Annotated in this window: 21 protein-coding genes; 7 read left to right on the top strand and 14 right to left on the bottom strand. The window is 33.6% G+C overall.

Annotated features, from left to right (window positions below; translation table 11 throughout):
- Positions 1-40 precede the first annotated feature (40 nt).
- Genes HGP29_RS12615 through HGP29_RS12585 form a run of 7 tightly spaced genes read right to left on the bottom strand, consistent with a single transcriptional unit; the run spans position 41 to position 6,835 of the window.
- Complete coding sequence (locus HGP29_RS12615; protein ID WP_168882766.1) at positions 41-1,171, bottom strand: ABC transporter permease; 1,131 nt, start codon at positions 1,169-1,171, stop codon at positions 41-43.
- A 44-nt stretch (positions 1,172-1,215) separates the two neighbouring features.
- Positions 1,216-2,331 carry an ABC transporter permease gene (locus HGP29_RS12610; RefSeq protein ID WP_168882765.1) on the bottom strand — a complete coding sequence of 372 codons (1,116 nt, stop codon included), beginning with the start codon at positions 2,329-2,331 and terminating at the stop codon, positions 1,216-1,218.
- A gap of 4 nt (positions 2,332-2,335) precedes the next feature.
- Complete coding sequence (locus HGP29_RS12605; RefSeq protein ID WP_168882764.1) at positions 2,336-3,085, bottom strand: ABC transporter ATP-binding protein; 750 nt, start codon at positions 3,083-3,085, stop codon at positions 2,336-2,338.
- A gap of 1 nt (position 3,086) precedes the next feature.
- Positions 3,087-4,007, bottom strand: coding sequence for an ABC transporter ATP-binding protein (locus HGP29_RS12600; RefSeq protein WP_168882763.1), 921 nt, complete (start codon positions 4,005-4,007; stop codon positions 3,087-3,089).
- A gap of 11 nt (positions 4,008-4,018) precedes the next feature.
- Entirely contained in the window at positions 4,019-4,942 is a 924-nt protein-coding gene (locus HGP29_RS12595) for an HlyD family secretion protein (protein ID WP_168882762.1), read from the bottom strand.
- Positions 4,943-4,959: 17 nt separating this feature from the next.
- Positions 4,960-6,249: a TolC family protein gene (locus HGP29_RS12590; protein WP_168882761.1), complete on the bottom strand. Its 1,290-nt coding sequence runs from the start codon at positions 6,247-6,249 to the stop codon at positions 4,960-4,962.
- 4 nt (positions 6,250-6,253) lie between these two features.
- The gene (locus tag HGP29_RS12585; protein WP_168882760.1) at positions 6,254-6,835 is read right to left on the bottom strand and encodes a TetR/AcrR family transcriptional regulator; all 582 of its coding nucleotides are present in this window, start codon (positions 6,833-6,835) and stop codon (positions 6,254-6,256) included.
- 144 nt (positions 6,836-6,979) lie between these two features.
- Here HGP29_RS12585 and HGP29_RS12580 point away from each other — a divergent pair, with 144 nt between their 5' ends.
- A complete protein-coding gene (locus HGP29_RS12580; protein WP_168882759.1) occupies positions 6,980-8,005 on the top strand; it encodes an aldo/keto reductase in 1,026 nt (341 codons plus the stop codon).
- A 53-nt stretch (positions 8,006-8,058) separates the two neighbouring features.
- Here the strand turns inward: HGP29_RS12580 and HGP29_RS12575 are convergent, their stop codons facing one another.
- The 3 genes from HGP29_RS12575 to HGP29_RS12565 form a co-directional block, all read right to left on the bottom strand.
- Entirely contained in the window at positions 8,059-8,280 is a 222-nt protein-coding gene (locus HGP29_RS12575) for a hypothetical protein (protein ID WP_168882758.1), read from the bottom strand.
- A gap of 187 nt (positions 8,281-8,467) precedes the next feature.
- Complete coding sequence (locus HGP29_RS12570) at positions 8,468-9,172, bottom strand: pseudouridine synthase (RefSeq protein ID WP_168882757.1); 705 nt, start codon at positions 9,170-9,172, stop codon at positions 8,468-8,470.
- Between the two features lie 5 nt (positions 9,173-9,177).
- Entirely contained in the window at positions 9,178-10,335 is a 1,158-nt protein-coding gene (locus tag HGP29_RS12565; protein WP_168882756.1) for an acyl-CoA dehydrogenase family protein, read from the bottom strand.
- 132 nt (positions 10,336-10,467) lie between these two features.
- On the opposite strand from HGP29_RS12565, the gene HGP29_RS12560 reads away from it, so the two are divergent.
- Positions 10,468-10,872: a DUF3127 domain-containing protein gene (locus tag HGP29_RS12560; RefSeq protein ID WP_168882755.1), complete on the top strand. Its 405-nt coding sequence runs from the start codon at positions 10,468-10,470 to the stop codon at positions 10,870-10,872.
- 52 nt (positions 10,873-10,924) lie between these two features.
- On the opposite strand, the gene HGP29_RS12555 is transcribed toward HGP29_RS12560, so the two are convergent.
- Positions 10,925-12,190, bottom strand: a complete 1,266-nt coding sequence (locus HGP29_RS12555; protein ID WP_168882754.1) for a DUF418 domain-containing protein — start codon at positions 12,188-12,190, stop codon at positions 10,925-10,927.
- Positions 12,191-12,354: 164 nt separating this feature from the next.
- On the opposite strand from HGP29_RS12555, the gene HGP29_RS12550 reads away from it, so the two are divergent.
- Positions 12,355-13,182: a hypothetical protein gene (locus HGP29_RS12550; RefSeq protein WP_168882753.1), complete on the top strand. Its 828-nt coding sequence runs from the start codon at positions 12,355-12,357 to the stop codon at positions 13,180-13,182.
- Between the two features lie 46 nt (positions 13,183-13,228).
- On the opposite strand, the gene HGP29_RS12545 is transcribed toward HGP29_RS12550, so the two are convergent.
- Positions 13,229-13,642, bottom strand: coding sequence for a hypothetical protein (locus HGP29_RS12545; RefSeq protein ID WP_168882752.1), 414 nt, complete (start codon positions 13,640-13,642; stop codon positions 13,229-13,231).
- A gap of 230 nt (positions 13,643-13,872) precedes the next feature.
- On the opposite strand from HGP29_RS12545, the gene HGP29_RS12540 reads away from it, so the two are divergent.
- Positions 13,873-14,970: an AI-2E family transporter gene (locus tag HGP29_RS12540; protein WP_168882751.1), complete on the top strand. Its 1,098-nt coding sequence runs from the start codon at positions 13,873-13,875 to the stop codon at positions 14,968-14,970.
- 53 nt (positions 14,971-15,023) lie between these two features.
- On the opposite strand, the gene HGP29_RS12535 is transcribed toward HGP29_RS12540, so the two are convergent.
- Positions 15,024-15,515, bottom strand: a complete 492-nt coding sequence (locus HGP29_RS12535) for a DinB family protein (protein WP_168882750.1) — start codon at positions 15,513-15,515, stop codon at positions 15,024-15,026.
- Between the two features lie 11 nt (positions 15,516-15,526).
- The gene (locus HGP29_RS12530) at positions 15,527-16,723 is read right to left on the bottom strand and encodes a DUF819 family protein (RefSeq protein ID WP_317169944.1); all 1,197 of its coding nucleotides are present in this window, start codon (positions 16,721-16,723) and stop codon (positions 15,527-15,529) included.
- A gap of 244 nt (positions 16,724-16,967) precedes the next feature.
- On the opposite strand from HGP29_RS12530, the gene HGP29_RS12525 reads away from it, so the two are divergent.
- Genes HGP29_RS12525 through HGP29_RS12515 form a run of 3 tightly spaced genes read left to right on the top strand, consistent with a single transcriptional unit; the run spans position 16,968 to position 20,549 of the window.
- Complete coding sequence (locus tag HGP29_RS12525; protein ID WP_168882748.1) at positions 16,968-18,425, top strand: TolC family protein; 1,458 nt, start codon at positions 16,968-16,970, stop codon at positions 18,423-18,425.
- Between the two features lie 4 nt (positions 18,426-18,429).
- Positions 18,430-19,389, top strand: coding sequence for an HlyD family secretion protein (locus HGP29_RS12520; RefSeq protein WP_168882747.1), 960 nt, complete (start codon positions 18,430-18,432; stop codon positions 19,387-19,389).
- Between the two features lie 5 nt (positions 19,390-19,394).
- A complete protein-coding gene (locus HGP29_RS12515; RefSeq protein WP_211093282.1) occupies positions 19,395-20,549 on the top strand; it encodes an ABC transporter permease in 1,155 nt (384 codons plus the stop codon).
- Positions 20,550-20,770 lie beyond the last annotated feature (221 nt).

Raw genomic sequence — 20,770 nt, 5'->3', positions numbered from 1 at the left:
ACCCTTTAAAATGGTTGTTATGACTATTTCTTTGTGTGAATTAGTTGGTTTTACGATAAGCAAAAATTGCCATTAGATTGATTATCATTGCATAGACACCAATGACTAAGAAATTATTTTTTACATCACTCCATGTAGCACCTTTTAATAAAACTCCTCTCATTACCTCAATAAAATATCTTACAGGGTTCAAAAGAGTAATTTTTTGTGCCCAATCAGGCATGTTTTCGATAGGAGTAAATAGACCACTAAGTAAAACAAAGATGATCATGAAAAACCAAGCAATAAACATTGCTTGTTGCTGTGTGTCTGCTAAAGTTGAAATAAACAGCCCAAGACCTAAAACAACAAACAGATAGATAATGGCAAAACTGTATACAATAACTAAAGAACCTACCATAGGGACACTAAAGAATAGTTTTGCCACTAATAGTCCAATTGTGAGCACAAACATACCAATAAGCCAAAAAGGAGTGAGTTTACCTAGTATAAATTCAGCCTTGGATATTGGAGTTACATTTAACTGTTCTATTGTTCCAATTTCTTTTTCTTTTACAATATTCATTGATGTAAGAAACATCCCAATCATACTCACCAAAAGCACCAATAAACCTGGCACCATATAGAATTTGTAATTCAAGGTTTTATTGTACCAATTTTGGTTGGATATATTGAATTGTAAAGGAAGTTGACCTTTTGCAATAGCAGTTTCTTTAATGCCATAACGTTCTCCAATTTCTTCTCTAAAGTCTTGGATAATTGTTTGAGCATAGGATACAGAAACACCTGCAGTCATACCATCAATAGCATCTACTTTGATAGCAATGCTAGTGGGTATTTCATTGACGATATCTTTCTCAAAATCTTTAGGGATTTCAAGGTATATACCAACTTCACCTTCCTGTAGACCTTCTCCTAAATTGTCTGTAGAGTGCCTAAAGGAAATAAGATTAAAGTATTTTGATGCCTCATATTTACCTATCAGTTGCTGGGATAGTACACTGTTATCTAAATCTGCAATCTCAATATTAATGTTCTTCACATCAAAAGTTGCAGCAAAAGATAAAACACACAACTGTAGAATTGGCATCATAAAGATTAAAGGAAGCATGCCTTTATCTCTGAAGATCTGTTTAAATTCTTTTTCGAGTAAAAATTTTAATCCACCCATTTTCTTATTTTTTGATTTTGTAATTCATCTTAATGGATAAATCATTATTCTAATCTTATCTTAAAACGTTTGGTACTTACTCCCATCAGAACGATAAAGATGCCTATAAGAATGACTGTTTCTTTCCAAATGATAGAAAAACTCGCTCCTTTTAGCATGATAGCTTTTATGATGATATTGAAATAAGTAGCAGGAACTATTCTTGAAATAATTTGAAGAGGCAAAGGCATATTTTCTACTGGAAAAATAAATCCAGATAGAAGCATTGTTGGAAGAAATAAAGCAAATAATGAAATCATTAATGCCAATTGTTGTGTTCTAGCTACTGTCGAAATAAAAATTCCTAATGCCAATACTACCAAACAATAAAGACCAATTTCTGCAGCTAATAATAGTGGATTACCTACAATAGGTACATAAAAGATAAATTTACCTAATCCGAGTATTAAAGAGGCATTAGCAAAAGATAATAGGAGATAAGGGAGTACTTTACCTAATAATATAATAGCCGGATGCATTGGCGAGGCTAATAATACTTCCATTGTTCCTGTTTCTATTTCTCTTGTGATGGCAATTGAAGTCATCATCGTACAAACCAGCATTAATATGATAGTGATGAGACCTGGAACAAACATATAAGCGGACTTCAATTCTTTATTGTACCTCATTTCAACTTCCGCATTAATTAATGCAGGAATTTTTATCCCTCCTTTTGAAAATTCATTGGTGATTAAATACTCCTGAACTTGAAGTTGTAAAAAACTGCCTATTTGAGTTCCGGTGTTTGGATCTGAGGCATCAGCAATAATTTGAACATTGGCCTGATTTGTCCTCTCCAATTCTTCACTGAATTTTGGAGGAAATACTAAAGTGGCTTTGATCTTTCCTTCTTTAAAAGTCTCATCAATTTCTTTAGTATCGTTTAGGTACTTATCCAATACAAAATATGGAGTAGATAACACTTTTTCAGTGATTTTTTGACTATGCTCGTCTTTAGCCATATCTAATACAGCAATTTTCACTTGCTTGATTTCAGTTGATATGGCAAAACCAAATAACACAATTTGGACAATTGGAATTCCAAAGAGTATTAGTAAAGTTCTTTTATCTCTAAAGATGTGAAAGAACTCTTTTTTTATAATCCCTTTTAATCTATTCATGTCCTTACGATTTGAGCTTATAATTTTCTCCTCGAGCTAATTTGATAAAGACTTCGTCCATATTCTGAGACTTAAATTCAGATTTTAACTCTTTGGTAGATCCGTATCCTTCGATTCTACCTTGTACCATGATGGAGATACGGTCACAATATTCTGCTTCATCCATATAATGGGTGGTAACAAAAACGGTGGTTCCATTATCACTTGCTTCATAGATCATTTCCCAGAATTGTCTTCTTGTAATGGGATCAACTCCACCGGTTGGTTCATCCAAGAATACAATTTTTGGTTGGTGAAGTGTAGCTACAGAAAAAGCAATTTTTTGTTTCCATCCCAATGGAACTTCTCTCAGCAACTTATTTTTTACATCAGTCAATTTCAATCGGTCGATCATTTGGTCTCCTCTCTCTTGTAATACCTTTGGAGGTAAGCCATAAATACCACCAAAAAAGCGGATGTTTTCCTGTAAAGAAAGATCATCGTACAAGGAGAATTTTTGACTCATATAGCCGATAACTTTCTTAATCTCTTCTTGCTGAGTATAAAGATTAAGCCCAGCAACTTGTGCATCTCCGGAAGTAGGTGTCAAAAGACCTGTAAGCATTTTCATTGCTGTACTTTTACCAGCTCCATTGGCGCCAAGGAAACCAAAAATTTCTCCTTTTTTTACATCAAAAGAGATCTTATTGACAGCAGCAAAATCTCCAAATTTTTTCGTTAAATCTTTGGTCTCAATAATTTTTTCTGCTTCCATCTTACTTATCTTTTTTATTCATTAATCGAATAAAGACATCTTCTGTATTCGATTTGATAATTTTGACATCGACCTCCTCAAATTGATTTTCCGTAAGGTAATGAGTAAGTTCTGTCGTATAATCACCCTCTCGTTTATCGGTATAATGGAGTTTCTCCCCAAAAGGAAAAACACTTTCCATATTGGGAAATTTTCTTAGTGCTTTTAGAAGTTGGTAATTACTTCCTTTTACTTCTATAGCATAAAGTATTTTATCAAAAGATTCCGCTACATTTTGAGGGGTGTCTATTCCTAATATTTTGCCATTATCCATCAAGGCTACTCGATCACACAAGTCAGCTTCATCCATATATGGAGTTGAAACAACAATAGTAATATTATGTTGATGGAGACCTTTTATGATTTGCCAAAACTCCTTTCTTGATACAGGATCTACACCTGTTGTAGGTTCATCAAGAAATAAAATCTTAGGATAATGAATAAGTGCTGCACTTAATGCTAATTTTTGCTTCATCCCCCCAGAAAGAGCACCTGCTTTTCTATCATTAAAGGGTTCAATTTGTTGATAGATATCCTTTATCAGGTCGTAAGACTTTGCTATTGTTGTACCGAACATTGTGGCAAAGAATTCTAAATTCTCCTTGATTGATAAGTCTTCATATAAGGAAAATTTACCTGGCATATAGCCAATATGATTACGGATATAGGCATAGTCTTTATCAGGGTCTTTTCCAATTACAGATACAGTTCCACTATCAGCAATAAGCAGTGAGGCTAATATTCTAATTAGTGTGGTTTTCCCAGCACCATCAGGACCAATTAGACCAAATATTTCATTTTCTTTCACATCAAATGAAATACCTTTTAAAGCTTCGACATCACCGTATGACTTCTTAAGATTTTTTACTTCTACAGCATTCATAACGATCTTATTTAGAAGTTGATTTCAGCTGGCATTCCTATTCTAAATTTTCCATCCTTATTATCAACTCGGACTTTAAAAGCATATACAAGACTTACCCTTTCTTCTCTCGTCTGTATTGTTTTGGGCGTAAATTCAGCTTTATCAGAAATCCATTCGACAACACCTTGCGTTTGGTTCATATTACCTTCTTGTCCATCTGTTAAAACAGTCACTTTTTGTCCGGTTTTAATCTTCTGAAGTTGGGTAGCACTTGCGTAGGCTTTGACTTTAATGATATCAAGGTCTGCTACCTTGAATAGCGGTCTTCCAGTACCAGTCATTTCACCATTTTCTACATATTTTTGTAAGACAGTACCTGATATTGGAGAGGAAATCGTACATCTTTTAATTCTTTCATTAATCAAGTCTACTTTTTTACTGAGAGGCTCATATTGGCTAAGCGTAGCTCTATTAGAATCCTGGATCTTTCTTTTGGTTGCTGTTAGCTGCTTTTCATTAATGGCTAAAGCTGCATTAACATCATCTAATTGTTGTTGAGTAGCGGCTTCATTTGCGAATAGTTTTTCTAATCGATCTTTATCGTTAGTTAACTTTTCCTTCTGGGCTTTATATACTTCGATTTGTTCATGATAACTCATCACTCTATCTCCTAAGCTATTAATTTGAGCTAACATTTCTTCTTTTTGTAGATGGAGTAATACCGTATCGATTAACCCAATTTGCTGTTCAATTTTTATCTTCTGTCCTTCATTGACCTCAAATGATTTTAATTGTCCATTTTCTTGAGCAGATACTACGACCTCAACTGCTTCAAAATTTCCATAGGCATCTGACTTCTCATCATTAGAGTTACATGCTGATAAAGAAAATAAGCAGGCTAAACCAAGAATGGTTTTCGATAGTAGGTTTGTATTTTTATCTATATTTTTCATTGTTTTATTCTTTCGGTTTAAAGGAGTCCTTTTGTCATGGCTAAATGATAACGAGTTTGTAATAACTCCAATTCATGATTTGAGAGGTTTAACTTGGCATCCGTTAATTCATTCAAATTTGTAACATATTGAGAAGAAGTGGCTGCACCATTTTCTAATGCACCTTTCGTCCTTTTTGCTCTATTTTCTTGAATTTTTATGATCTCATGATCTTCAGTGATCATAGTTTCTAGCTGATTAATTCTTGCTTGAATTTGTGAAACCTGAATATTTATATTTTTATTGAATGATTCTAATTCAGCATTAATCACTTCTTTTTGTATCTGAGTAACTTGTCTTTCCTTTTTGTTTTTACCGTAATCAAAAGGAGACCATTGTACTTTAAATCCCACTTGATAGAATACATCTCCATCTACCTCAAAAAAGTTATAGGGGTTAGGTGTTCCATATCCTCCAAGTGCAAAAAGACCAACTTTAGGCATTCTCTGAGAGTGAAGAAGATCGCTAGTTGCATCCATTCTCTGTGCTTGTAGAGAGAACATTGTTAGTTCAGGCCTAAGAATTTCATTAGAATTTTCATTTAATATCTCTGGTCTTGTTAATTCAATCTCTTTCCATTCACTTTCCCTTTCTAACCAAATAGATAATACTCTTAAAGCTCCATCTTTTTGAGCCTGAACAGAGAGTAGTTTCTGCTTTGCCTTATGGTACTCAACTTTAAGAGCATCAGTACTATTAGGTAAGGCCGCCCCACCGCTTTGCAAAGCTTCCATTTCTTTGATGCGGTTTTCGATCTCTTTAATAATACCATCCTTTATTAGTATTTCTTGTTCTTGGTAACTTAACGCCGCAAAATACACTTGAGAAACAGATTCTTTGATCTTGAATTGACTTACAGTGTTCTCTTGCATTTGAACACCATATTCTGCTTCCTTATCTGCAATCTTTTTCTTTTTTATACCTCCATCATAAAGGTTATAATCTACAGAGGCATAAGCAGACCATTGAGTATGTGGAATTTCCGGAAAAACTACGGCAGCTGGAGAATTAGGGTCAGAAGGAGAGATGACATCTGAGAAGTATCCAAGTTTACCCTGTAAATTGAACTTGGGTAATTTGTCTTTACTGATACTTTCTATGCCTGCTTGATGCATCCTTTCATACATTTCTCTTTGAGTTGTAATGGGGTGCTTTTCTACAGCTTCTTTTTCAGCCTGTTCAAATGTAATGATGGTTTGTGCGTCTGCAGTATGCCAACATCCATATAGAATAAGCAAGGGGAGGAGGAGTTTATTTTTTGATCTCATTGGATTATCTATTTCTTATTCCATCTAAAATTATATCAGGTAATATTTCTTTTCTGTCTTCTAAAAACTGCTCATATGTTTGTTCATCTTCCAGGCCTAATCGAGTTAACATCGGCCTCCCAATAAATGGGAAAATACAACTACCAATGATCATAGACATGATTTGAAAAGGGTCGATAGTTTTAAATCGATCGTCATCGCGTAATTGAACTCTCAATACATTGAGACTTTCTTTTATATCTTCAGGTGGGTCAATAGGTATTTTATTCATTCTTAATTCGCCAAGAATAAAAGATACCATATTGGGGTTTTCTTTCATTATATCAATGTATCCTGCAACGAACTTCTTAATTTTTACTTCTAAGTCCTCACCACTCAAAAGATTGATTTTTAAAGGCAATAATGTTTTTCGAATCATCTCTGTAAATACTTCCTTAAACAATCCTTCTTTATTCGTAAAGTAGTAATGGAGCAAAGCTTTGTTGACACCGGCTTTATCCGCAATTTCTTGCATCCTTGCTCCGCTCTTCCCTTTTTTTTGAAATACTTCTCTCGCTACTTCAAGAATTTTATCTTTTTTATCCATTTTTTTTCACCATTTGGTTAATTGATTGCTAATTTAACTAATTGGTTAGTTAAAATAAAAATTTTAAGAACTAATAATGATGATTTGATAGTAAATGATCAGGAATTCTTATTTTTAATATAGAATCAATTAATAAAATGATATATGCGCTATAAATTATTTGGTAAAACAGGTTTAAAAGTTTCTGAACTATGTTTAGGTACCATGACTTTTGGGGAAGATTGGGGAACAGGTTCGGATAGAAATACATCCAAAGAAGTGTTTGATAACTTTGTAGAGGCCGGTGGTAATTTCTTTGATACTGCCAACTTTTATACGAATGGAACATCTGAGAAATACCTCGGTGAATTTGTAGGTCAGGAAAGAGATAAGTTTGTTCTTGCAACTAAATATACGCTCATCGAAGATTCCTCACATCCAAATGGAACAGGAAACTCTCGAAGAAATATGATGAGAACTGTTGAAGCATCCCTCAAGCGTTTAAACACTGATTATATTGACATCCTTTGGTTACATATGTGGGATTTTACTACACAACCAGAAGAAGTATTAAGAGCAATGAATGACTTAATCTCTCAGGGGAAAGTATGTTATATAGGAATATCAGATACACCTGCATGGGTGGTTGCAAAAGCAAATACGATTGCAGAATTAAGAGGATGGGAAGCTTTTGCAGGACTGCAAGTAGAGTATTCTTTAATTGCTCGTGATGTGGAAAGGGAATTATTACCTATGGCCAATGATTTTGGTATGACAACAACTATTTGGTCACCTCTTGGAGCTGGATTGTTATCAGGTAAATACAATAAAGAAATAGATAAGGATGGTAGGTTGACGGAAAAAAGTGTAAAGTATAATTCCAAAAATTTATCGATCGCTAAAAAAGTAGTTGAGATAGCAGATAAATTAGGGAAGAGTCCTGCTCAAGTAGCTTTAAATTGGTTGAGAGCACAGAATAAAAACATTATTCCAATTATTGGAGCAAGAAAAACGAATCAAATTATAGACAATATCAAATGTTTGGATTGGCAATTGGATCAGTTAGACCTTGAGTTGTTGGATGGAGAATCAGCAATTGATTTAGGTTTTCCTACTAAATTCTTGAAAGAGGCAAACCCAATACAATATGCTTTTGGAGGTTGGTATGATAAAATTGACCAGAGGAAGTAACCTCTTCATTAAACAAAAGAGCGATTTACATTGAGTAAATCGCTCTTTTTACTTTAGAAGTTACGGTAACCTTTTTCTTCAAAAGTAAACCACCAAGATGGTTGAGTAAATCTAGACTTCTTACGCATGAGGCCATTTAGTGATATAGGTGTATCACCTTCTTTTGAAATAGGCTCAATCTTCTGTGGTTCAATATTTTCTTCAGTTTGAGGATCACAACTTATCATCAATAGAGATACTAAGCCTACTGAAATAATAGTTAGGAACTGTTTCATAGTTAGAATTTATATAGCTAAAAATCAATTAATTTGCTTTGTGATATAAATATATAAAAATAGTTTAGGATCTATTTAGGTTAAATAATTTATAATAATAAAACATTAAACACACTTCTAATACTTATCAAAAAAGCCCGATTATTATTTAAAAAAATAACAATCGGGCTTTCGTTAATATCTGAGATTATCTTCTACCTTTTGGTTTAGGTTTAGGCCTGCCATAACCTGGTCGTTTAGAACCACCACTTGGTTTTCTATGTCTTGCTTGATTCGTTCTAGGTGCACTACCAGTATCCTTCTTTAATTTGAGTTTTTCCAACATAAACTCCTTGTCAAGCTCAATAACACCACCTCTTGGTAAGTTGACAATCCTTAGGTCTTCGACAGCTAAGCGGATTAATCTTAAACAAGGAAATCCTACAGAAGCGGTCATTTTTCTTACCTGTCTATTTTTACCTTCATGAATTGTCAGCTCGATAAAGGAAGTAGGGATATTTTTTCTAAATCTAACCGGTGGATCTCTTTCCTCTAAATTTTCCGGTTTTTCAACCTTTTTACAGCGGGCAGGTAATGTTTTATATTTTGTTTTGTTGACTGAAATTTCAGTTCCTTTTTCTAATTTTTTTATTGCTTCATCAGTAATATCACCTTCTACTTGAACCAAATAGGTTTTATTGTGTTCAAATTTTGGGTTTAATAATTTGTGATTAAGCATTTTATCATTGGTAATGATCAATAAGCCCTCGCTGTCAAGATCTAAGCGTCCAACAGGGTAGACATCAGATGGAAATTTCCCTAAACTTTTTAATGTTTTTCTACCATCATGATCTGAAAACTGAGGCAATACTCCGTAAGGTTTATTGACCACAAAATATCTATACTCTGACATAAGTTTTATTTAAATGCAGGAATTCCTGTAATTTCTGCTCCCAAAATTAATAAATGTATGTCATGTGTACCCTCATATGTGATAACAGATTCTAAATTCATCATGTGTCTCATTATAGAAAACTCACCAGAGATACCCATACCACCGAGAATTTGCCTTGATTCTCTGGCTATTTTTAATGCTATTTCTACGTTATTACGCTTAGCCATAGATATTTGTGTAGTGGTAGCCTTTCCAGCGTTTTTTAATTGGCCTAATCGTAAGGCAAGTAGTTGTGCTTTTGTGATTTCTGTTAACATTTCGGAAAGTTTCTTCTGTGTTAATTGAAATCCAGCAATTGGGCGATCAAACTGTTCTCTTTCTAATGAATATTTTAGGGCAGTTTCATAACAATCCATTGCCGCACCAATAGCACCCCATGCAATACCATATCTTGCATTGTCTAGACACATAAGCGGTGCACCTAATCCATCTTTTAATGGGAGAATATTTTCTTTCGGAATCTTAACATCTTCAAAAACCAATTCCCCTGTGATACTAGCTCTTAAAGACCATTTATTGTGAATCTCAGGAGCTGAAAAACCTTCCATACCTTTTTCCACAATGACACCTTTTACTCTTTTATTATCATCTCGAGCCCAGACGATGGCAATATCTGCTTGTGGAGAATTTGTAATCCACATTTTTGCTCCGTTCAATATATATTCACCATCTTTTTCAGTGAGCTTTGTTTCCATACCTGCAGGGTTAGATCCATGGTTTGGTTCCGTTAAACCAAAGCACCCTAAGATCTCACCTTTAGCTAAACGAGGTAGCCATTTATTTTTTTGTTCTTCTGATCCAAAAGCCTCAATAGGATACATCACTAATGAGCTTTGTACAGAAGCCATAGACCTCAGTCCAGAATCACCTCTTTCAACTTCTTGCATGATGAGTCCATATGAAATGTAATCTAATCCACCTCCTCCATATGTGTCTGAAATGGCAGGACCTAAAAGGCCCATTTCTCCAAATTGTTTAATCAAATGGTTCGGAAAAGTAGCTTTTTGTGCACATTCTTCAATAATGGGAGAGACATTCGCTTGAATGAATTCTCTTGTGGAAGTCTGAATTAGTAGTTGTTCTTCAGTCAGTAAATCTGAAATAGTATAAAAATCAGTCATGTGTTTATAGGGATTAGTGTTGTTTTAGCAAGTTCTTAAATTATCTGGAAATGTTGAATATTATGATAAAAAATTCAACATTTTTCTGATCAATTTTGTAGCTTCGTGATTCAAACTAAAAAAAGACTTAAGATGGCTTTCGAAGTAGTAGGAAAAGTTGAAAAGATCATGGATACTCAACAAGTATCAGATCGTTTCAAGAAAAGAGAATTTGTACTGTTAATCCAAGATGGAAGTTACCCTCAGTACATTAAATTTCAAGCAACGCAAGATCGTTGTACTTTATTAGACGGATTTAATGAAGGAGATGATATTGCTGTAACATTTGATTTAAAAGGTAGGCCTTTCGATAAGGGAGGAGAAACTATATATTTTACAAACTTAGAAGCTTGGAGAATTCAAGCTGCTGCGGCTGCACAGCCACAAGCTGCTCCTCAACAAGCGTATGCTGCACCAACACAGCAAACAACAAATACACCACCACCTCCACCGCCACCAGTAGGAGGCGATGATATTGATGGAGATTTGCCATTCTAGTTTGAAAAACAAAAAAGGTTATGAAATTACTTCATAACCTTTTTTGTTGTGTTTATTTTTTCACTGCTGCTAAACGGTCAGCTTTAATTTTTTCATAAGTACTATTCTTCAGAGGGAAAGTCTTTTTATAAGTAAGACATTTCCATCCCCATTCTAATGGTCCAAATTTAAAGTACTTCAACCAAACATAGCTATATGCTACTTGGAATGCATATATTAATACTGCAATGGCAAATATTGGAGCTAAGTTAAGATGACCACCTAAACCGAAACCAACGCCATAGAAAATGACAATACCAATAAATGTATGTGATAAGTAATTGGTGAAAGACATCTTACCTACAGAAGTTAATGGCATAAATAGCTTTTCACCAAAACTTGTATGGTAGATAAGGGATAATAATGACGCATAAGATAAAGCAAGGAATACCTGCCCAACAACCATTACTGCTTTATATCCTAAATCACTTAGTGAACTTGGGAATTGTGCCATAGAGCCACCAATTTGATATCCAATCAAATGCAAAACAGTTCCTATTGCTGCATAAGAGAAGAATACTTTCCAAGAACGCCCTGTAACTGTGAAGAAGTTTTTAGACTGTAAATAAAAACCTAATAGGAAAAGGCCTAATACTTTAAACGGTCTACCAGATGGTAAGAAATCGAACCATCTCCACATAACGTTATGTAAATTTTGCTTGAATGCCGTTAAAACATTTCCACTTTGGAATGCTGCAACAACAGAAGCAGGATCTTGATCTATATAAGTCTTTTTTGCCAATGATTCTTCAGGAGACATCCAACCTGGGGCAATGAAATAAACTACTGCATCAATAGCTAATGGTGCTAGGAACATTAGTCCGATAGACCATTTTAATATTTTATCAGAAGACATGTTTCTGAACTGTATGAAGATAAATGCCATCATACCGTAAAGCATAAGGATATCACCAGACCAGAATAACATATGGATAAAACCGAATAAGATTAGAAATCTTAGACGTCTTTTGTATACTTTTAAGAATGCTTCTTGATTGTCTCTCTGACGGTCGTATTGTAAAAAGAAACCAACTCCAAATAAAATTGAGAAGATACTATAGAATTTAGTATCAATAAAAAAACTTAATAAGCTATATAAAATATTGTTTTCTTCAAAATATGGTAATGTTTCAAGAGTTGTAAAAGGATTAAACTTAAACAAACTCCAGCTCAATATGTTTGCAAATAAGATTCCTAATATCGCAAAGCCACGTAATGCGTCGATTACTCCGAGCCTTTGTTTGCCAGTAGTTGGTCCTATAGTTTGAGATTTCGTCATGAATGCGTAAGATTAGTAAATTATTAAGTATCTGCGAAAGTCAAAAATGAATAATAGAAAATCGCAATCATTAAATTTATCGGTTACCTTTAAGTATTAGTTACAAGGCATTTGTTAATAAGGCTCTATTGTTAACGAAATTCAAGGATTTAGAATATTTTTTTATGAAATTTAACTGTTTTCTTTACATTTCTATCTGTTTTCTATCAATAACTACCTACGCTCAGGAAACAGAGAAGAAAAATTTAGACACTTCATATTGGACCAATTGGAACTTCGATTATCAATTAAATAACCTTGATTCATTATTTTTTGAGGTCAATACTCGATCATCTGCTTTTGATAGCTATATCGTAGATGGGTTAAATATTAATAGAGCACATATAATGACCGGATATGCTCATCATCTAACTGAAAAATTATACTTAGGTGCTTCCATACGATCTGTTTTTGAACCTGATTGGAATGTATGGTATTGGCGATTATTCTTACAACATAATGGACAGATTGGTGATGGTTTACTAGATTTTCAGAAAAGGATACAGTATGAATATATTACACCTTTTAAACAGGTAGACACTCCTGGAACGAGAGATAATTACGGAAGGTTTGGCTTTTGGTTGTTATTAGGGAAAGATTTTAATATTGGTAAGCCAAAATTTCGAACAGAGTTTTCTTATGAGTTCTTTATTAATAATGGTGATGATGCTACAGATCAAAGGTTAGTCGATTTATCAAGATTACGATTAGATATGTATTGGTATGTGTCGGATAGAATTAGAATAGGAGCATTTGCTATGCGAAATACTGAGTTTTACTTTGCACCGGCCACTGGGCCAAGTTATGATGCCAACGGAGAGCTTATAAGTGAAGGTAAACCAGAAAGAAATTTAAATAGAATTACACCTGTCTATGGTTTTTCTTTTAAATATAGTATCCCACATAAGGAAGAATGTAATTGTCCCGGTGAAAAGAGAAGAAAAAGGAAATAAAAAAAGGTAGGATGTTATTCCTACCTTATCACAAACAGTTGATTTATTATCTTAAAGCTCTGCCATAGACCATATTTTTACGTTGGATTCTGTGCATATCTTTTTTCGATAAAGTGAAAATACCTTTTTGTAATGCTTTCGCATAGTAGCCATAAGCTTTTGTAATTTCACCTTTTCTTAAGTGATAATCACCTAGTAACTCATAGGCTTCAGCATTATCACTGATGTTTAAGGATGCATCTAACCATTCTTTAGCTAATTCTAAATCGGCATTCCAATTAATTGAGTATTGTGCTGCTTTGTTGAGTGTTTCCCAATCATTATTTTCAGCACTGTTTACCATCTTAATTAGCAATGACATTTTTTCTTCAGTAGGAGCTTCCTCTAAAGAAGTAGGTACAGCAAATGATGATAATAAAACGATTAATGACACTAGTACAGTTGAGATTACAGTTTTCATTTTTGAGTAAGGTTAAGTGAGATAGTAATTAATTTGACACACTAACTATAATTCGATAAATATGCCATAAATTTTTAAAACATTGATTATCAGTTGATTATAATCATATGTTATTATAAAATAATTGTAAATAATGTTCGAAAACGATCGCTTTGTTCGAGATTGTTCGTATTTTTACTAAGGTTACTCCATTTTTTTAGAAATAGTTATTACATCAAAAAAGATATAAAATGCATAAAGTGACTAAGGCAGCTTCAACGGCCTTATTATTAGTAATTATTGTTGTTTGTCTGATTTACCTGAAAAGTATTTTAGTACCCTTAATACTTGCTGCAATTTTCTATTTAATTGTAGTGGAAGTAAGAACAATGATCAGTGGAATGATTAGTTTGAAAGAACATAAACTTCCTATTTGGCTACAAAATCTCATGGCATCACTTACCATCTTTGGGATTTTATTTGTTGTGGTTAAAATTATGAGTGTAAGTATTCAAAATCTTTCAGAATCTATGTCACATTATGACGGTAACTTACAGTTAATGGAAGATAAGCTAAATGCACTTTTTGATATTAATATCACCAACTCATTAAATAAGATGGTGGGTGATACCAATTTTACAAGTCTACTAAGAACAGTACTATCTTCTGTGACAGGTTTATTTGGCAATGCATTTACAATACTTCTATACATTGTTTTCTTACTGTTAGAAGAGAGTGGATTTGGTGATAAACTTAAAGCAATGTATCCTAAAGATTCAGATTATGTTCAAGTAATGAAATTGCTTACTAGAGTGAGCAACTTAGTGAGTAGTTATCTAACACTGAAAACATTTGTAAGTCTAATCACAGGTGTATTAAGTTATCTGGTACTTGTTTTCGTTGGAATTGATGCACCCTTCTTCTGGGCTGCTATTATTTTCATATTAAATTACATCCCTACCATTGGTTCTTTAATTGCGACTTTATTTCCTGCTTTCTTTATCATTATTCAAACAGCAGAACCAACCTTGGGTTTGGTAGTACTTCTTGCCGTTGGTGCGATTCAATTGATAGTAGGTAATTTTGTTGAACCAAAACTGATGGGAAATTCTCTCAATGTATCTAGTTTAGTGGTACTAATAGCTTTAGCTTTTTGGGGAACTATTTGGGGAGTAATTGGGATGATCCTTTCTGTTCCTATTACAGTATTGATGATCATTATTTTTGGGGAGTTTGAGTCTACCAGAAGAATTGCCATCCTATTATCAGAGACTGGAAATATAGGAGCCCCTCAAATACGAACTAATTTAGACGATGATTTCTTCTTTGATGAAACCGTTCAGAATTAAAATAAAAAAGTCTTAGAGGTATATCACTTCTAAGACTTTTCTATTTATAGCATTTAGATTCTTTCCTTTATCTGTTCTAAATGTCTATTTGTATGATAAATGATAAAATAAATCCAATCAGATATCGTCATTTCACCTAAAACAAAATGTTTATGTATCCTTTGATCAATAAGGAACCTCTCATTTATGATATCATCTACCATAGCATTTCTAAAAGCAAGAAACTCCTTTTTAAAAGAGTCTACATCTTTGTATATGCCTTTTGGTACAAATGAATCAGGAGACTTCACCTTATTGGCTCTTTTATTAATTAGAATATGCTCTAACTTACCCTTTCCCGCTATCTCATCAGACTCGGCAACCAAATCAGTGGGTTTAGAAAGCATATTATATATACCTCTATCGGTGATATAGATATGTTCAAGGATTTCTAAAATACTCCATTCTTGATCTTTAGTTGGTTTTTCATTAGATAAATCTAGATTTTCTAGAAATGTAACCAAATGGTTAGTGTTATCTTGTATTTGTTCAATATGAGAATTCATTTAATTTTAATTTACTGGCTTGCTAGCATCATTAGATAAGCACAGAACATGGCTCCATAAGTACCAAGTGCATATCCTAATACAGCTAATAGTACTCCAACCGGTGCCAATGAAGGGTGAAATGCTGAAGCGATAACTGGCGCTGAAGCTGCACCACCAACATTTGCTTTACTACCTACAGCCAAGAAGAAAAATGGTGCTTTAATAATTTTTGCTGTAATGATCATGATTATTACATGAATGGCCATCCAAACACCACCTACTGCTAATAAACCTGGGTTATCCATAGTTTTAGTAACATCCATCTTCATACCAATGGTAGCTACTAATATGTAAATACAAACACTACCAAATTTAGAAGCACCGTATCCTTCCAAATCTCGTGCTTTTGTAAAACTCAAAATCACACCAATTGTAGTAGCAAGTAATACTAACCAGAAAAATTTACTACTTAGTACACTCGTACTTGGATCTTCCACAATGGATGAAATATACCCACTTAATAGCTGAGCCAACAAATGTGACAAACCAACGATACCGAAAGCAACTCCTAATACAATCATTAAATCTTTTAGAGTAGGCTCCTTACTTACTTTCTTTTGGAAAGCAGTCATCTTCTCTTTTAATTCTTCAATAGCACTTACATCGGCTTTTAACCATTTATCAATCTGTTTGGTTTTACCAATACCCATCAATAGAATGGCCATCCAGATATTAGCAACGATAATATCAACTGCGACAATACCAGAATAGAGAGATTGATCATATTGATAGATTTCCAACATAGCTGCTTGGTTGGCGCCTCCACCAATCCAACTACCTGCTAGAGTGGCAAGACCTCTCCATGCTTCTTGAAATCCAACTCCATTGAAAGTTTCAGGGGAAATTACAGATACGATTAATATCGCTAGTGGTCCACCTAAAATAATCCCAACAGTTCCAGATAAGAACATAATGATACTTTTAGAACCTAAGTTCACTATGCCTTTCATATCAACACTGATCGTCATTAATATCAAACTGGCAGGTAAAAGATAATTCTTAGCCATTGTATATAAATTAGAATGATCAGCTGAGATTAAATTGAATGTGCTCATCAAAGAAGGAATGAGGTAACACATCAATAGGGGAGGGAATATTTTATAGAATTTTGACCAAAAAGAATTCTTTAAAGATGAGGTATAAAATACGAATGCTAATGAGGCCATAAGTAGACCAAAAACTATTGCATCGTTCGTAATTACTGGCATTATATATATGTTTATGGTATGATTTTAATCCAAGTTACAAGAATAGGAAAATTTCTTTAATTTTAATTAATCAAAAATCTCAGAATATTTAAACTTATTTGAAACAATACTATTGGGGATGTCGTATTAATAGAATACATTTGTGAATGAACATTCATTCATGTAAAATTTAAGATTTATTTTTATATAGATCGGAGAAATAATGAAACATAAAAGAATACTATTATCCTATTTAACTTTGCTATTGAGTTTACTGGTTCAACAATCATTTGCTCAAGAGTTGACTAGAAAAGATCTTGTAGAAAAAGCACTGGATCATTCGCACTTACTTAAAATTAAAGAAAACGAGATTAAATCAACAGAATATGATAAGCAAAGAGCTTTATACACTTATATTCCAAAGGTAGGGGTAAAAGGTGGCTATGCTTACCTACTGAATGATATTAATATCTCAAGAGATATGTCTACAGAAAAGAATAGTCTTATCTCAGGTATCGAACACAGTAAAGAACAATCGTTAGCAAATTTGGCAAATTCTGGGTTGCCACCTACTATGATTGGTATTGGAACTCCAATGATAGAAGGGATATACAATAACATTGGTAATATGGTAATGCAGGTACCTGATCAACCAACATTAAGCCTAAAAGATCAAAATTTATGGTTTTATGATGCTTATGTAGAAATGGTCATCTTCTCAGGTTTGCAGGCTCCAAATTATGCCAAAGCAGCAGAAGCGAAAGCCAATGGTCAAAGAGCCATGCTGCAAAAGGATGAAAATGAAATCATTACAGAAACTGTCGGATATTACGATAAGTTAGCTGTGATAGCACAATCTTTAGTTGTACTAGAAGAGAGTCAGAAAAGGTTAGACAAGCAAAAGCAATTTGCAGAAAAAGCGAAAGAAGTTGGTTTAGCTACAGACTACGATCTGAATAAAATTAGAATTGCTGAAAAAGATATTGTTGCCAAAAGAATAGAATTGAATGCAAGTAGAAATCTAGTAGTTCAAAAATTACAACAATTAACGGGTTTATCGAAAGAAGAATTAATAACAATATCACCTCAACTTGAAGTATGGTGGGTTGATCAAAACGAAATCAATTTAGGTAATAGAGCAGAGATTAAAGCAATTGACTTTTCTGTTGAAGCACTTGAAAGAAAACATAAAGCTGAACAGTATAGTGCCTTACCTAAGGCAAAAGCTTTTGCTCATGTTATGCAAGGTGGTTCTAGTTTAACAAGTGTAGATCCAATTCCTTTTGTTGGTGTAGGTATGCAGTGGGAAATCTTTGATGGTTTGCAACGAAAAAGAGAAGTGCAAAAATCGGAATTGGCCATCTCGTCGATGAGAGAAAAGAAAGCTTATGCTGAGGAGTTGGTTTCTTTAGATTTTGAAAAGAAAAAAATGGAATGGGAAGTTGCTACTCAAATGGTAGATGTAGCAAAACAAAAATTGGATGGAGCTGAGACTGGGTTGAAAATTCGATCACAAGAATTAAAAAATGGTCTAGCCGATGTTAATGACATTTTGGAGGAAATCTCAGATTATGAAAAACTTCAATTAGAATACATTCAATCTGTAGCAGATCAACGCACATCTGCAATAGCATTATTAGATGCTATGGGAGTTTTAAACGTAGAACACATTCAAAAATAGAGCAATGAAAAAACAACTTACATATATCGTCTTATTATTATTAGCAGCATCTTGTGCTCAACCTATTCAAAACGATCAATTTAAAGGAAAAGTAAAACGTAAAGCAGTTTATGTAGCATCAAAAGTTCCTGGAAGAATTGTACAACTTAATGTTGAAGAAGGAGATATTGTAAAATCTGGAGATACCTTAGCGGTTATTGATTTACCAGAAGCTGAAGCAAAATTAGATCAAGCATTGGGTGCAGTAAAAGCAGCCAAAGCCCAATATCAAATGGCTTTTAATGGAGCAACTAAGGAACAATTAGATCAAGTAGATGCTGCCTACACAGCAGCAGAAGAACAATATAGATTTGCAGAGAAAAGTTACCAGAGAATAAAAGAAATGTATGAGGACTCTTTAATCTCTGCTCAGAAATATGATGAAGTGAAAACAAAATATTTAATGGCGAAAGCGAAATATGATGGTACTTCAGCTAAGAAAAAAGAAGTCATTTCTGGTGTTAGAAATGAAAAGCAACGTATGGCACTAGGGCAATTAGAAAGAGCGAAAGGAGCTTTAAAAGAAGTAAATGTAGCTTTATCCGAACGTTATATTATTGCGCCAAAGGCGATGCGAATTTCATCTATCTCACTTCAGGAAGGAGAGTTAGCTTTACCAGGTTATAATATCTTTTCAGGTTATGCAGACCAAAGTACATTTTTCCGTTTTGTATTGGATGAAAGTGATGTCCTAAAATATAAAAACAACGAATTAGTAGAGGTAGCAACAGCTTTTGGTAACCAAGAAAAATTTAAAGGAAGAGTTGTTTCTATTCAAGAAGAAATGTCTTTTGCTACAAGGAAATCGATGAATCCTAATTACGAGATGGATCAATCTCTTTATGTCTTAAAAATGATTCCAGTTGATAAGAAAAAAGCAGATCAATTGCTTACAAATACAACTTTAGTGATGTCTAAAAAATAAGGATGATGAAAGAATTAAAAGCCTTTTCTCAGATAGTAAAGAGAGAGTTTAAATTATTCTTCTCCAATGATGTTTTGGTCATGGTCTTTTTTGGAGCTCCTATCTTTTTTGGGTTATTAGTGGGGTATACCTACCAACAGGCTTCAGTAAAAGACTTAAGTATTGCTGTAATTGATCAAGATAATTCACCTCTAAGTCATAAAGTGATAGATGCTTTAGAGGAAAATTATTACTTGAGTGTAGATCATGTTTCGATCAAAGAAAGTGATATCAAAGATGAACTACCAAATTTCGAAGCGATAGTTCGTATTCCTCAGGGTTTTGAAGGTGCAATTAATTATAAGAGACACCCTCATATCCAAGTTGAGGTGAATGGTGCGAATATGATTACTGGTAATTATGCAAATATCGGTATTCGTACGGTATTGGGAACACTCAATGCAGGAATCGAAATTGTTGGACTCAACAAACAGGGAATTCCATTAGCAACGGCGAAAGAACAATGGGAAGCCTTTGCTATAGATGATACAAGATATTTTAATGCGACATCGAATTACCTGACTTTTATTTGGCCAGGTATTATAGGTGCTGTGATGCAACAGGTTTTCTTATTGGGAATGGCACTTAGCTATAGTAAAGAACATGAGGAAAATACTTTTGGTAAAGTTGCATCTATTACGAAAAACCCTTTCACTATATTTTTCGGTAAAGCACTTCCTTATTGGATCACCGGTGTGGTTTTGTGGGGTGGACTTCAATTATTGATGTTCCCACTCTTTAAATTACCAGAGCCGTCTGATTATGGTGTTTTATTGATATTAACTGCTGTATTTATGTTTGCCCTAACATGTTTGGGTGGCTTGGTCAGCTGGATTTTACCATCTCAACTGAAGGCAACAGAAGTATTGATGGTGATTTCCACTCCAAGTTTTATTCTATCTGGTTTTACATGGCCTTTAAATGCTATGCCAGTATGGATACAAAATATTTCTAAAGGAATTCCATTAACGCATTTTCTTGAAGCTTTACGTAAGATACTTCATTTTAATGCTGATATGAATATGATATTTCCGCAAGTTAAAATGTTGATTTTAATCGGATCTATTTCTGCAATAGGATTGCTCTCTCTTCTTTATAGGAAGTTAAAGATCACTGAATAAATTTAGGTAAGAATAATTTTTCTATTTTAGTACGAACACCTCTTAGGTTTCCTTTGAGGTGTTTTTTTCTTTTCTTAGAATATTGTAATTATTACTGTGATCTAATGTTTATTTCATAATGTATAATGTTCTTCTATCAATTATTTTCAAATTCCATAATATTTAATTAAAATAGAGGATACTATAATGCCTTTTATAAGCATATCATAATACTACGACTT

Origin of the sequence: Flammeovirga agarivorans (assembly GCF_012641475.1) — a bacterium.
GTDB classification, from domain to species: Bacteria; Bacteroidota; Bacteroidia; order Cytophagales; family Flammeovirgaceae; genus Flammeovirga; species Flammeovirga agarivorans.
This window is presented reverse-complemented; position numbering and strand designations above follow the sequence as displayed.

Excerpts from the sequence above, each read along its gene's own strand:
- HGP29_RS12525 (WP_168882748.1), top strand. The coding sequence starts at position 16,968 with ATGAAACATAAAAGAATACTATTATCCTATTTAACTTTGCTATTGAGT.
- HGP29_RS12565 (WP_168882756.1), bottom strand. The coding sequence starts at position 10,335 with ATGACTGATTTTTATACTATTTCAGATTTACTGACTGAAGAACAACTA.
- HGP29_RS12515 (WP_211093282.1), top strand. The coding sequence starts at position 19,395 with ATGAAAGAATTAAAAGCCTTTTCTCAGATAGTAAAGAGAGAGTTTAAA.
- HGP29_RS12555 (WP_168882754.1), bottom strand. The coding sequence starts at position 12,190 with ATGACGAAATCTCAAACTATAGGACCAACTACTGGCAAACAAAGGCTC.
- HGP29_RS12575 (WP_168882758.1), bottom strand. The coding sequence starts at position 8,280 with ATGAAACAGTTCCTAACTATTATTTCAGTAGGCTTAGTATCTCTATTG.
- HGP29_RS12580 (WP_168882759.1), top strand. The coding sequence starts at position 6,980 with ATGCGCTATAAATTATTTGGTAAAACAGGTTTAAAAGTTTCTGAACTA.
- HGP29_RS12520 (WP_168882747.1), top strand. The coding sequence starts at position 18,430 with ATGAAAAAACAACTTACATATATCGTCTTATTATTATTAGCAGCATCT.
- HGP29_RS12610 (WP_168882765.1), bottom strand. The coding sequence starts at position 2,331 with ATGAATAGATTAAAAGGGATTATAAAAAAAGAGTTCTTTCACATCTTT.
- HGP29_RS12545 (WP_168882752.1), bottom strand. The coding sequence starts at position 13,642 with ATGAAAACTGTAATCTCAACTGTACTAGTGTCATTAATCGTTTTATTA.
- HGP29_RS12570 (WP_168882757.1), bottom strand. The coding sequence starts at position 9,172 with ATGTCAGAGTATAGATATTTTGTGGTCAATAAACCTTACGGAGTATTG.
- HGP29_RS12535 (WP_168882750.1), bottom strand. The coding sequence starts at position 15,515 with ATGAATTCTCATATTGAACAAATACAAGATAACACTAACCATTTGGTT.
- HGP29_RS12550 (WP_168882753.1), top strand. The coding sequence starts at position 12,355 with ATGAAATTTAACTGTTTTCTTTACATTTCTATCTGTTTTCTATCAATA.
- HGP29_RS12615 (WP_168882766.1), bottom strand. The coding sequence starts at position 1,171 with ATGGGTGGATTAAAATTTTTACTCGAAAAAGAATTTAAACAGATCTTC.
- HGP29_RS12540 (WP_168882751.1), top strand. The coding sequence starts at position 13,873 with ATGCATAAAGTGACTAAGGCAGCTTCAACGGCCTTATTATTAGTAATT.
- HGP29_RS12600 (WP_168882763.1), bottom strand. The coding sequence starts at position 4,007 with ATGAATGCTGTAGAAGTAAAAAATCTTAAGAAGTCATACGGTGATGTC.
- HGP29_RS12595 (WP_168882762.1), bottom strand. The coding sequence starts at position 4,942 with ATGAAAAATATAGATAAAAATACAAACCTACTATCGAAAACCATTCTT.
- HGP29_RS12530 (WP_317169944.1), bottom strand. The coding sequence starts at position 16,723 with ATGGCCTCATTAGCATTCGTATTTTATACCTCATCTTTAAAGAATTCT.
- HGP29_RS12605 (WP_168882764.1), bottom strand. The coding sequence starts at position 3,085 with ATGGAAGCAGAAAAAATTATTGAGACCAAAGATTTAACGAAAAAATTT.
- HGP29_RS12560 (WP_168882755.1), top strand. The coding sequence starts at position 10,468 with ATGGCTTTCGAAGTAGTAGGAAAAGTTGAAAAGATCATGGATACTCAA.
- HGP29_RS12585 (WP_168882760.1), bottom strand. The coding sequence starts at position 6,835 with ATGGATAAAAAAGATAAAATTCTTGAAGTAGCGAGAGAAGTATTTCAA.
- HGP29_RS12590 (WP_168882761.1), bottom strand. The coding sequence starts at position 6,249 with ATGAGATCAAAAAATAAACTCCTCCTCCCCTTGCTTATTCTATATGGA.